Annotated in this window: 10 protein-coding genes, 6 tRNA genes and 3 pseudogenes; 16 read left to right on the top strand and 3 right to left on the bottom strand. The window is 48.7% G+C overall.

Annotation, left to right across the window (positions count from 1 at the left end; genetic code table 11):
* The first annotated feature begins 11 nt into the window (after positions 1-11).
* From recR to gldE, 15 genes and pseudogenes are all read left to right on the top strand, one after another.
* Positions 12-632 (top strand): recombination mediator RecR, encoded by a 621-nt coding sequence (recR, locus tag BMY16_RS03205; protein WP_091840026.1) that lies wholly within the window; start codon positions 12-14, stop codon positions 630-632.
* A gap of 3 nt (positions 633-635) precedes the next feature.
* Positions 636-1,067 carry a hypothetical protein gene (locus tag BMY16_RS03200; protein ID WP_091840025.1) on the top strand — a complete coding sequence of 144 codons (432 nt, stop codon included), beginning with the start codon at positions 636-638 and terminating at the stop codon, positions 1,065-1,067.
* A pseudogene (locus BMY16_RS03195) lies at positions 1,064-1,888 on the top strand (glycosyltransferase family 2 protein); the annotation flags it as partial. The gene BMY16_RS03200 and the pseudogene BMY16_RS03195, both read left to right, overlap by 4 nt.
* Positions 1,889-1,896: 8 nt before the next feature.
* Positions 1,897-2,412, top strand: a complete 516-nt coding sequence (locus BMY16_RS03190; RefSeq protein ID WP_091840020.1) for a GNAT family N-acetyltransferase — start codon at positions 1,897-1,899, stop codon at positions 2,410-2,412.
* 99 nt (positions 2,413-2,511) lie between these two features.
* Positions 2,512-2,585 (top strand) — tRNA-Asp (locus BMY16_RS03185).
* A 30-nt stretch (positions 2,586-2,615) separates the two neighbouring features.
* Positions 2,616-2,689, top strand: a tRNA-Asp gene (locus tag BMY16_RS03180).
* A gap of 150 nt (positions 2,690-2,839) precedes the next feature.
* A pseudogene (locus BMY16_RS03175) lies at positions 2,840-3,268 on the top strand (class II glutamine amidotransferase); the annotation flags it as partial.
* Between the two features lie 2 nt (positions 3,269-3,270).
* A pseudogene (locus tag BMY16_RS03170) lies at positions 3,271-4,113 on the top strand (carboxynorspermidine decarboxylase); the annotation flags it as partial.
* Positions 4,114-4,249: 136 nt separating this feature from the next.
* Positions 4,250-4,322 (top strand) — tRNA-Gly (locus tag BMY16_RS03165).
* 49 nt (positions 4,323-4,371) lie between these two features.
* A tRNA-Leu gene (locus tag BMY16_RS03160) sits at positions 4,372-4,453 on the top strand.
* A 22-nt stretch (positions 4,454-4,475) separates the two neighbouring features.
* Positions 4,476-4,559, top strand: a tRNA-Leu gene (locus tag BMY16_RS03155).
* 9 nt (positions 4,560-4,568) lie between these two features.
* Positions 4,569-4,641 (top strand) — tRNA-Gly (locus tag BMY16_RS03150).
* 35 nt (positions 4,642-4,676) lie between these two features.
* A complete protein-coding gene (locus tag BMY16_RS03145; RefSeq protein WP_091840018.1) occupies positions 4,677-5,216 on the top strand; it encodes a hypothetical protein in 540 nt (179 codons plus the stop codon).
* Between the two features lie 8 nt (positions 5,217-5,224).
* Entirely contained in the window at positions 5,225-5,638 is a 414-nt protein-coding gene (locus BMY16_RS03140) for a single-stranded DNA-binding protein (protein WP_091840016.1), read from the top strand.
* Positions 5,639-5,640: 2 nt separating this feature from the next.
* Positions 5,641-6,954 (top strand): gliding motility-associated protein GldE, encoded by a 1,314-nt coding sequence (gldE, locus tag BMY16_RS03135; protein ID WP_091840014.1) that lies wholly within the window; start codon positions 5,641-5,643, stop codon positions 6,952-6,954.
* On the opposite strand, the gene BMY16_RS03130 is transcribed toward gldE, so the two are convergent.
* Positions 6,955-8,220 (bottom strand): clostripain-related cysteine peptidase, encoded by a 1,266-nt coding sequence (locus BMY16_RS03130; protein ID WP_091840012.1) that lies wholly within the window; start codon positions 8,218-8,220, stop codon positions 6,955-6,957.
* A 127-nt stretch (positions 8,221-8,347) separates the two neighbouring features.
* Between BMY16_RS03130 and BMY16_RS03125 the strand changes: the two genes are divergently transcribed.
* The gene (locus BMY16_RS03125; protein WP_091840511.1) at positions 8,348-9,238 is read left to right on the top strand and encodes a glycoside hydrolase family 25 protein; all 891 of its coding nucleotides are present in this window, start codon (positions 8,348-8,350) and stop codon (positions 9,236-9,238) included.
* Here BMY16_RS03125 and BMY16_RS03120 read toward each other — a convergent pair.
* Together BMY16_RS03120 and BMY16_RS03115 are read right to left on the bottom strand one after the other, a co-directional pair.
* Positions 9,186-10,007, bottom strand: coding sequence for a hypothetical protein (locus BMY16_RS03120; RefSeq protein WP_091840011.1), 822 nt, complete (start codon positions 10,005-10,007; stop codon positions 9,186-9,188). The genes BMY16_RS03125 and BMY16_RS03120 overlap by 53 nt on opposite strands.
* On the bottom strand, positions 10,004-11,278 hold the full coding sequence (locus BMY16_RS03115; protein WP_091840009.1) for a Na+/H+ antiporter NhaC family protein: 1,275 nt from the start codon (positions 11,276-11,278) through the stop codon (positions 10,004-10,006). Before BMY16_RS03115 ends, BMY16_RS03120 begins: the two co-directional genes overlap by 4 nt.
* Between the last annotated feature and the right edge of the window lie 14 nt (positions 11,279-11,292).

The raw sequence follows: 11,292 nt of genomic DNA, 5'->3' as shown, positions 1-11,292 counted from the left end.
AAGATTGAGGCATGATACAACAACAATATCCATCACAACTGTTAGAGAAGGCGGTGGCAGAGTTTGCTAAACTGCCAGGTGTCGGGCGTAAGACAGCCTTGAGGCTGGTGCTTTGGCTGCTGCGTCAGGAGGATGAGGAGACGGAACAGTTTGCGGAGGCTGTGAGAAGACTGAAGCAGGAAGTGAAATACTGCAAGACCTGTCATAACATCAGCGATACGGACCAGTGTCCTATCTGTGCCGACCCCAAGCGCGACGGCAGTCTGGTCTGTGTGGTGGAGAATATCCAGGACGTGATGGCCATCGAGAACACACAGCAGTATCATGGACTCTACCATGTGCTGGGTGGAGTCATCTCGCCTATGGACGGTTTAGGTCCGTCGGATATTGAGATTGACTCGCTGGTGAGCCGTGTGGCCGAAGGGCAGGTGAAGGAGGTGATTCTGGCGTTGAGTCCTACCATGGAGGGCGATACCACCAATTTCTACATCTTCCGCAAGCTCGCGGGCTATGAGGTGAAGGTGAGTGTGATAGCCCGGGGCGTGTCGGTGGGTAATGAACTGGAGTATACGGACGAGGTGACGCTGGGACGCTCGATTATGAACAGGACACCGTTTAATAGTAATGAATAGGATATGAAGAAGATCAGCAAACAATTGATGTTGGTGTTTACGTTGCTGTTGGTAGCAATGGTAGGCGTTATCGTGCTATATGAGAGCGGGGTGCTGGAGTCGGGGGTGCTGACGAACAGCAAACAGACCGAGTTTCTGGCTATGACGGGCATGGAGCTGACCTCGCTGGCTGGGGCTTTCCTAGGTCTGAGACTGTTTAAGTTTCAGAAGATCCACGACGAACTGGTGACCAAGAAGGAGCCCGCCCTGCTGAGGTGGGGAATACTGAGGCTGCTGATACTGGAGGTGCCGATGGTGTCGAACACCTATTTATATTATATGTATATGAACGCGACGTTCGGCTATCTGGCCATCATCCTGCTGCTTTGTCTGCCGTTTGTGTTCCCCACTCAGTCACGTTGTATCGCGGAAACCACAGAAGAGGATAAGGCATGAAGCTGAGCGTGGTGATTGTCAGCTATAATGTATGCAGCTATCTGGAGCAGTGTCTGCAGAGCGTACAGAGAGCCCTCGAGGGTATCGAGGGTGAGGTGTTTGTGGTGGACAATCACTCGTCGGACGACAGCGTGGAGGTGGTGAAGTGCGATTACGCCTGGGTGAAACTGATGGAGAATCAGGAGAACCAGGGTTTTGCACGGGCTAATAATCTTGCCATCCGCCAGGCACAGGGCGAATACGTGCTGCTGCTGAATCCCGACACCATCGTGGAGGAGGGTACGCTCAGAAACGTGCTGGCCTTCATGGAAGCGCATCCGAAAGCGGGTGGGGCAGGCGTGATGATGCGCAATGAAGACGGATCGCTGGCCCCGGAGTCCAGAAGGGCTTTGCCCACACCGTGGGTGTCGTGCCTGAAGATGATAGGTTTCGACAAACGGTATTATATGAGTCATCTGCCATGGGAGGAGCCCGGCAGGATAGAGGTCATCAGTGGCGCTTTCTGTTTTTTAAGAAGGAAGGCCTTGGATGAAGTGGGACTGTTGGACGAGGACTTTTTTATGTATGGCGAGGATATCGACCTCTCGTACAGACTACTGAAGGGGGGCTGGGAGAACTGGTATCTGCCGTATGCCATCACACACTATAAAGGGCGGTCGACACAGAAGACGGATTATCGGTATGTGCATATCTTCTATCAGGCCATGCTGATCTTCCTGCGTAAGCACTATGGTCATCTGAGCGTGTTTTATACCATCCCCATCAAGCTGGCCATCTATTTCCGGGCCGCCATCGCACTGACGGACATTTTACGCAAAAAACTGCACTTATGAACAAAAAAGAACCACCAGTGAGACTGAGAGCCATAGAACCGGAGGATCTGGATCTGCTCTATCGGATTGAGAACGATGTGAAGTTGTGGAACGTAGGTACTTCAAATGTGCCGTACTCACGCTATACGCTGCATGACTATGTGGCCAATGCATCGAACGACATCTATGCCGACGGGCAGGTCAGGATGATGGTGGAGAATGAGGCCGGAGAGACGGTCGGTATTGTAGACCTTGTGAATTTCGACCCCAGCAACTGCAGGGCAGAGGTGGGACTGATCATTCTGGATGCTTTCCGCAGAAGAGGATTGGGCAGCAGCACACTGAACAAAATTGCCGATTATGCGCTGAAAGTGCTACACCTGCATCAGCTGTTTGCCTTCGTCGACTGTAAGAACGAGGCATCGGTCAACCTGTTTCTTCACTCAGGTTATAATGAGTCGGCACGTATCAAAGATTGGCTTTATGATGGTAGGGAGTACCGTGATGCAGTGATGATGCAACTGGTGTTTTGAAGGAAAATGAGGGTTTCTTTCAAAAAAATCTTCAAAATGTTTTGTGGTTTCGGAAATTATTACTACCTTTGCACCCGCTAATAAGAAAGAGAGCTTTCTGGTGCGTTAGTTCAGTAGGTTAGAATGCCTGCCTGTCACGCAGGAGGTCACGAGTTCGAATCTCGTACGCACCGCTTTATTTTTTCATTCGTTCCATAGGTTTTGGTGCGTTAGTTCAGTAGGTTAGAATGCCTGCCTGTCACGCAGGAGGTCACGAGTTCGAATCTCGTACGCACCGCGGAAGGCTTATCAGAAGTGATTCTGGTGAGCCTTTTCTTTTTTGTCACTTTTTTCTTGATTTTTTTAGCAAAACGTTTGTAGAATGCAAGATTTTTTGTAATTTTGCAGACGAAAACTAATATTAAACGACAAAAAGTAGAAACAGACTATGTGCGGAATCGTAGGATATATTGGAAATAAGGAAGCTTTTCCTATTTTGATTAAGGGACTTCGCAGACTTGAGTATCGTGGTTATGACAGTGCCGGAGTGGCCTTGATTAACAAGGATGCCGAACTGAATGTGTTTAAGACCAAGGGTAAGGTTGACAATCTGGTGGAGTTTTGCAGTGACAAGAATGTGAGTGGCACCATCGGCATTGCCCATACCCGTTGGGCAACTCATGGTGAACCGTCGTCGGTGAATGCCCATCCCCATTATTCCCAGTCGCACAATCTGGCCATTATCCACAATGGTATCATTGAGAATTATGCCGAGTTGAAGGCGAAGCTCAAGGCCAAGGGCGTGAAGTTTGTTTCTGATACGGATACGGAGGTGTTGGTACAGTTGATCGAATATGTCAAAGAGCATAAGCACCTGGCTCGTCGCACCTGACCTTTAACTCACTGTCGCAGTATGAGCGTTTCCATGAAAGGGCCAAGGGCTGTAGTCTTGGCTTGCGTGTGAATCCGGAATATTCGGAGGTGGAGACTTTGTTGTATAATCCTTGTGCTCCTGGTACGCGTTTCGGTATCTCAGCCGATCACTTGCCGGAACAGTTGCCTGCAGACATAGAGGGGTTTCATTGTCATTGTCATTGTGAGAGTGGGGCAGATGTCTTCCAACGTACACTCGTACATATCGAAGAGAAATTCTCGCGTTGGTTCCCACAGTTGAAGTGGATCAATTTCGGTGGTGGTCACCTGATGACACGTAAGGACTATGATGTGGATCTGCTGATCAGTATGATGCAGCAATTCCATCAGCGCTATCCCTGGCTGAAGGTCATCCTGGAACCTGGTAGTGCATTTGCCTGGCAGACGGGTCCGCTGGTATCGCATGTGGTGGATGTGGTCGAGGATCAAGGTATCCGTACAGCCATCCTTGATGTCAGCTTCACCTGTCACATGCCCGATTGCCTGGAAATGCCGTATTATCCCGATGTACGCCATGCCGAACATGTGGAGGAACAGAATGGCCAATATCTTTACCGTCTTGGCGGTAACAGCTGTTTGAGTGGTGACTTTATGAGCAGTTGGCAGTTTGATCATGAGCTGCAGGTGGGCGAGGAAGTGATATTTGAGGATATGATCCATTATACAACGGTCAAGACGAACACTTTTAACGGTATTTCGCATCCCGCCATTGGCATGTTGCATGAGGATGGGAAGTTGGAGATCTTGAAGCGTTTTGGCTATGAAGACTATCGTAATCGGATGGATTAACCCCCAGAAAAGGCTGTAATTCGATAAAATGGCACTTTTTTGAAAAAAAATCCCGTAAAAAGTTTGTCAGTTCAGAAAAAAGCATTACCTTTGCACCCGCAATCGAGGGAGATGCCTTCTAATATAGAAGATATATGCGGAAATAGCTCAGTTGGTAGAGCACAACCTTGCCAAGGTTGGGGTCGCGGGTCCGAGTCCCGTTTTCCGCTCACTTGTTGAACAAAAAAGAGACATTAAGGATTGGCCTTAATGACAAATGCCCAGGTGGCGGAATTGGTAGACGCGCACGTTTCAGGTGCGTGTGCCGCGAGGCGTGCAGGTTCGAGTCCTGTTCTGGGCACTCTTTTTTATTCAGCTACGTTGGAGAGGTGGCGGAATTGGTAGACGCGCTACTTTGAGGGGGTAGTGTCAATTGCGACGTGGGAGTTCGAGTCTCCTCCTCTTCACTTTTATTTGCGGAAATAGCTCAGTTGGTAGAGCACAACCTTGCCAAGGTTGGGGTCGCGGGTCCGAGTCCCGTTTTCCGCTCTTTTTTTAAGGAAAACAACAACAATCTTTTTCAGATGAATTTATATTTAAGATATTTTGACCGTGAAACGCTTGTTTCTACAGTTGATGAAGCTATTGAATTCTTGAGCTCTATAGATGAGATAGAGATGAACCCGCTTCTTGAGGCAGACATCCGTGAGTATGTCGCCAGCGACATCTTCTACCCCAAACGCTACAAGATACATCCCAGAGTCTATTTTATCATCATCAAAACCGATGCCTCCAATATGCAGGACTTTAAGGAGAAGAAAGCGATTCACTCCGTTGAGGAAAACCGCGTGAAGCCTGTCGCTCCAGTCTTAGTGAGGCTGAACGAGGAGTGTGAAGGCTGGTATGAGGGTATCCTTGAGTTCAAGCGAGTGCTTCTGGTGCCGGGAACGGGTAAGTTCCAGTACCGTGATACGCAGTTTGCTGCCCGTGTGAAGGCTATGTCAGGTATGGACTGCTACCAGCGTATTGTAGAGCATCTGCGTGAGCGTGTCGATGAGCGTAGCCAGTTCCCTTCTGCCAAGGGAAAGAATTTCAAGTTCCGTTACTTAGGTAGAGCTAAATAATTGTATTTATGAATAAGGTGATGCTTATTGGCAATGTTGGCCAGGATCCGGAAGTGCGCTATGTCGATCAGGGCGTGGCTGTGGCCCGTATCCGTCTGGCTACCACCGAAAGGGGATACACATTGCAGAATGGTACTCAGGTGCCTGATCATACCGACTGGCATAATGTGATTCTTTGGCGCCGTCTGGCTGAGATAGTGGAGAAATACGTCCACAAAGGCGACAAACTCTATATTGAGGGCCGTATCCGCTATACCTCTTATGATGACAAACAGGGTCAGCGTCGCTATGCCACAGAGATCTGGGCCGATAACATGGAACTGCTTTCACCGAAGGCTGCTTCCACGAATACCACTATGGTCTCAGAACCTACGGCTGCACCAGAGCCTGACACGAAGACTGACGAGAGTCTTCCGTTCTAATCATGGAATATTTACAACAGATTCTCAGTGATGTCCATCTGCTGGAGCCTACTACGGGCGCAGTAGTGGCGGGCATCCTTGCCTGCTTGTTGCTTGTATTCTCCGGCTATGCATCAGGATCGGAGATTGCTTTCTTTTCATTGTCACCCAATGATCTCAATGAACTGGATGAGGAGAAGAATGAGGCTGACCAGAAGATTCAAGCACTTCGTGAAGACTCGGAGCGAACGTTGGCCACCATCCTGATCACCAATAATCTGGTAAACGTCACCATCATCATGCTCTGCAACTATTTCTTTGCCCATGTCATCGACTTTGGTATGGCCTACTGGTTGCAGTTTATTGTCATTACCGTCTTACTGACATTTCTGTTGTTGCTTTTCGGAGAGATTATGCCGAAGGTCTATGCAGGACAGCATGCCCTGGCGTTTTGTCGTATGTCGGCAGGTGGCATCGTCGTATTGCGGAAGTTGTTTTACCCCCTTAGCTCTGTTTTGATTCGTTCCGGTATTCTGGCAGAGAAGGTGGTACAGAAGGAGAATCATGTGCTCAGCGTAGACGATCTGGAACAGGCCCTCGAGCTGACCGACGAAGACGAGCTGAAGGAAGAGAAGAATATGTTGGAAGGCATTGTGCGTTTCGGTGATGAGACAGCCAAGGAGGTGATGACCTCTCGACAGGATGTCGTAGACCTTGACTTCCGCCTGCCGTTCCCTGAGGTGCTGAAATGTATCGTGGAAAACAATTACTCCCGTATTCCTGTCTATCAGGACACCATCGACAATATTCGTGGTATACTATATATCAAGGACTTGTTGCCACATCTTTCCAAACCAGCCAATTTCCGTTGGCAGTCGCTTATCCGTCCGCCTTACTTTGTGCCTGAGACCAAGAAGATTGATGACCTGTTGCGTGACTTCCAGGAGAACAAGGTGCATATTGCCATCGTAGTGGATGAGTTTGGCGGTACCAGTGGTATCATCACCTTGGAGGATATCCTGGAAGAGATTGTCGGTGAGATCAATGACGAGTACGACGAAGAAGAGAAGAGCTATACGCGTATCAATGCCAATACCTATATTTTTGAAGGCAAGACGCTGCTCTCTGACTTCTATAAGATCCTTGACCTTGACGATGAGACTTTTGAGGAGGTGGAAGGTGATGCCGACTCACTGGCTGGTCTTCTGTTGGAGATCAAGGGTGATTTCCCTGAGTTGCACGAGCGTATCAACTATCAGAACTACACGTTTGAAGTGACGGAACTTGACGGTCACCGTATCTCGAAAATCAAGGTCGTGATTCACGAGAAACAGTAATCACCAGCCGTATTGGGCCCATTGGATGATGCTATCCCACTGATAGGTCTGTATGGCCTTGTTCCAGTTGGGGCGTGTATGATCATAGGTGTTGCTGGGGAAGAACATACTCACGCAACTGCAATCCTCTTCCTGCACATTGAAATCATCCATCTCGCTAATCAACAGGGAGACGGCGCTCATCCATTTGGAAGAGTATTTCCTGTGTGGCACCGCTTTGTCAAAGTTTTTTTTCCAGTTGTCAAAATCTTCCGATGCTACATTCAGCTTAAGGACATTGCCCACATCATACGAATAGCGATAACTTCCATACATGGCATAGTACATGGCGTTTTCAAGATTGAGATTACCAGAGGTGCTGACTTTATCTGCAATGGTGTTGAGCAGACGTGCCGTAGCCGTTGCCAGATTGTCTAATTCGCTGGTCTTGATAGCTGCCAAAGGCAGACTGTACCCTGCCAGATCACCTGGGGTGTGATTATAATACATGTTCTTCTTGTTTTGGAACACGTCAAAATAATAATCATAATAGTGGTCGATAAGCCTGCTGTAGTCATCATTCTCAACAAACATATCCGGCACAGTCAGCTCGAAAGGTGCTCCCATGTCGGGTACTTCTGCGGGAGATCCTAACACGTAGTCGGTGACATTTCTCAGCTCATAGGCCACCTCTAAACAGGCGAAACTACAACAGTCGCCAAAGATGAACTTCAGTTTGTCGTTGCCCATGGCTGTTTCGATGGCTTCTGTCATCTCGGGGATGTTCATCCAATATTTGCCAGAGCCATACGAGGTATTGTCGCCCGTGGAACCTCCGTAGGCCCTGCTGCTGGCGCGTGAGATAGAGTCGCTTTCGGAAATGAGCCATCCGGAGCCATGCCCCCATAGTATCAGACCGTAACTCTTGGCAGGATACAGTTCCTTTGCCTTCGCCAGGGCATGTCTCAATACGGTGGGATCAGCGGCAAGCCCTTCTGGCATGAAGAGCGTATCGATGAGCTCTCCCTTGTATATGCGGGCTAAGAATGGTGGGGTGCTTGATTGGGCGCGGTCGATATAAATCACCAGGTTCTGATCTTGGGCAAGAGACTTTGAACCTTCTTTCATTTCATCGAGGTCATCATCAGCAAATGATGCCAGATTATTCTCTGCAGCCATGTAAATAAAGACCGTCCTGCGAGCAATGGTATCATCCGATTCATCATCATTGTGATGACAGGAGCAGAGGGTACCTAATAGGAATATGGTAATCAGAATCTTCTTCATATATCAATATTTTCGGCAAAGGTACAAAATAAATAAGAAATCATGGCTTGGAATTCACAATTTTTATTATCTTTGCAGCTAAATAAGAAAAACGATAATGAAAAAGATATATATTTTGCTGGCCGTCATGCTTTTAGCCATTTTTGTTGGCGATGCTTATGCCCAGCGCTCACGTCATAAAGCCCGTAGTCGTCAAAAGACCGTCCGTACTGTGAAAAGGGCAAAGCATAAATCGCATAAGCGCACGGCCCGCTACCGTTCTAAGACCAGGAAGCGTACACCAGTGGACCCCACTTTGCGTGATCCTTTCTACGTACCTTCCGAACTGCAATGTGAGGATACCTGTAGTCATGTTCATGGCATCGATCTGAGCCATTATCAGGGTCAGGTGTTCTGGGAGCATGTTGGTCAGAATACGAAGATGTCGTATGTCTATCTGAAGGCTACTGAGGGCGGTGACCGTATTGACGACCGTTATGAACGTAACATCCAGTTGGCCCATCGTCACGGTATCAAGGTGGGGTCTTACCATTTCTTCCGTCCGAAGACCTCTGCCATTGAGCAGTTGAGGAATTTCAAGATGCAATGCAGACCCTCGGAACAAGACCTGATCCCCATGATAGATATTGAGACGACAGGTGGACTACCTTCTGCTGAGTTCTGTGACTCGCTGATCAAATTTCTGGGTATGGTGGAAAAAGAATACCATCAGCCCCCCTTGCTCTATACGTTCCGGAATTTCTACAACTGGCATCTGCAGGGTAAGGTCAATGACTATAAGCTGATGATAGCTATGTATCAGCCCGAGGAACCCGTACTCGAAGACGGGCGTGATATCACCATGTGGCAATATACCAGTAAGGGACGATTAAAGGGTATCAGCGGCTATGTGGATAAAAGCCGGTTTATGGGAAATCACGGACTCAAGGAAATACGGTTCCGGCACTTCCACCTCGTAGAGACGGCTACTCCTCAATATGAGAGAGCGAGTGGACAAACGAAGCAAAGAAGTTTGTGACGCTCTCAGAAGGATAGTAGCGGAAATAGCGGGCAGAACGGCGCACATGACTGAACATCGCTGAAGTATTGCTGTTGTGGACAAAGATGCTGTCATTGTCCTGAGAGAAATACCAGTCCTGTGAGCGGGTGTTCGTAAAATCAATCAGTTCTTGTGCTATCTTTTCTATGTTCTTATTGGTCTTATCTCCAAGGAAGAACAGTTCTTCTTTCTTAAAACCGAAGAGCAGTATGAGGAATTCGCCTTCCAACTGGCACATCGGAGAGAGGTGGAGATTGCCTACCCATTTCATGAATGTCGGCTGATCCACCTTTTTCCCCTCTTGGCGGAGGAATTTTCCTAGCTCTATCAATTGTCGGACAGGCATCCCCTCGTTCATGATATGTCGCACGATGCGGAGGATGATGAGCAGCAACTGGCGCGAAATGATGTCGGACTGTTCATCGTCAAGGATATTCTGCAGTTTATGGTTAAGTAGGGGATTCGTCAGGTGGTCGGCTCTCAAGAACTCATCTTCCTCCGACTCTTGCTGACATCTGGCGGTGTTTGTCGCATCTTGCCATTGTTGCCATTGAGCGTCAGAAAGTTTCACCGTAAACTGATACTTGCAATTAAGCAGTCCGTCATAAGCACAAGGCACTACCTGATGCATGAAGGCCAACTGGTAGAGTCGTTCCCACTTGAAGACTGACATCGGTTCGATAGGCTCGCTGATGTTGAATGCGCCACTTCGGAGCAGGCGGAAGAAATTACGCTGGATGATATTCATGAGTAACGACGGGGATAACGAAAGAAGATAGAGAGCAAGGCCACAATGCCTAATACAAAGGGATAGTAGAGGTAGGGCAGGATGGCGATGGGGTTTAAGGCCGTCAGTCCTGCGGCAATGAGTATCTGGGCGCCATAGGGAATCAATCCCTGAACCATACAAGAGAAGGTATCGAGGATGGAGGCACATTTCTTATTATCGACACCATAGCGGTCGCCAATCTGTTTGGCGATACTGCCTACAGTAAGGATGGCCACCGTATTATTGGCGGTGCAGACATCAACGAGCGACACCAAGGCGGCAATGCTGAGCTCGGCTCCCCGTTTGTTTCTTACGCGACGAGTGAGTTGGCATATCAGGAAGTCGATACCTCCACGTTCACGTATCAGTTCCAGCATGCCTCCAGCCATCATCGTCACAATGATCAGTTCGCTCATCGAGAGGATGCCCTCGCCCATGGCACCAAACCATCCGTAAATGTCGAAGCTTCCAGACAATATACCGATGATACCTGTCAGAAGGATGCCCAACGTGAGCACTGCCATCACGTTCATACCGAAGATGGCTGTCACGAGGACTGCCAGGTAAGGAACGACCTTCACCCATTCTACCGGTGGAATCGCTTGCGGAGCACTCATCTGTTGCCCCATGAAGACATAGACCACCAGGATGGTCAGGGCGGCTGGGGCTACAATGAAGACATTGACACGGAACTTATCGTGTAGCCGGCATCCCTGTGTCTGTGTGGCCATGATAGTGGTGTCGGAGATGAACGACAGGTTGTCGCCAAAGAAGGAACCACCGACGATGATTGCTGTCATAAGGGCTACATCGGTGCCTGTCTCCGTTGCGATACCAGCTGCAATAGGTGTCAGCGCAGCGATGGTACCTACGCTGGTACCGATGGACAGGGAGATGAAACAGGCTGCCAGAAAGAGCCCCGCAAAAATCATTTGTGGGGGCAAGAGTGAGAGTGTCAGATTGACGGTGGCATCGATACTGCCCATCGCCTTGGCTGAACTGGCAAAGGCACCTGCCAGCACAAAGATCCAGATCATCAGCATCATCTGTTCGGTGGCGGCACCACGACTGTAGGTATTGACACGACTCATCAGCGGTTTACCGCCAAAGATGATGATTGCATAGATACTCGATACCATAAAAGCCACGGTGATGGGTATCTTGTAGAAGTCACCAGCAATGATGCTGGTGACTAAATAGAATGCGATGAACACACCTAATGGCGATAGTGCGATGAGTCCCTTCTTCACTTTTTGCTCTTTTA

The sequence above is a fragment of the Prevotella sp. ne3005 genome, assembly GCF_900110085.1.
Classification (GTDB): Bacteria; Bacteroidota; Bacteroidia; order Bacteroidales; family Bacteroidaceae; genus Prevotella.
This window is presented reverse-complemented; position numbering and strand designations above follow the sequence as displayed.

Excerpts from the sequence above, each read along its gene's own strand:
- recR (WP_091840026.1), top strand. The coding sequence starts at position 12 with ATGATACAACAACAATATCCATCACAACTGTTAGAGAAGGCGGTGGCA.
- BMY16_RS03200 (WP_091840025.1), top strand. The coding sequence starts at position 636 with ATGAAGAAGATCAGCAAACAATTGATGTTGGTGTTTACGTTGCTGTTG.
- BMY16_RS03190 (WP_091840020.1), top strand. The coding sequence starts at position 1,897 with ATGAACAAAAAAGAACCACCAGTGAGACTGAGAGCCATAGAACCGGAG.
- BMY16_RS03145 (WP_091840018.1), top strand. The coding sequence starts at position 4,677 with ATGAATTTATATTTAAGATATTTTGACCGTGAAACGCTTGTTTCTACA.
- BMY16_RS03140 (WP_091840016.1), top strand. The coding sequence starts at position 5,225 with ATGAATAAGGTGATGCTTATTGGCAATGTTGGCCAGGATCCGGAAGTG.
- gldE (WP_091840014.1), top strand. The coding sequence starts at position 5,641 with ATGGAATATTTACAACAGATTCTCAGTGATGTCCATCTGCTGGAGCCT.
- BMY16_RS03130 (WP_091840012.1), bottom strand. The coding sequence starts at position 8,220 with ATGAAGAAGATTCTGATTACCATATTCCTATTAGGTACCCTCTGCTCC.
- BMY16_RS03125 (WP_091840511.1), top strand. The coding sequence starts at position 8,348 with ATGCTTTTAGCCATTTTTGTTGGCGATGCTTATGCCCAGCGCTCACGT.
- BMY16_RS03120 (WP_091840011.1), bottom strand. The coding sequence starts at position 10,007 with ATGAATATCATCCAGCGTAATTTCTTCCGCCTGCTCCGAAGTGGCGCA.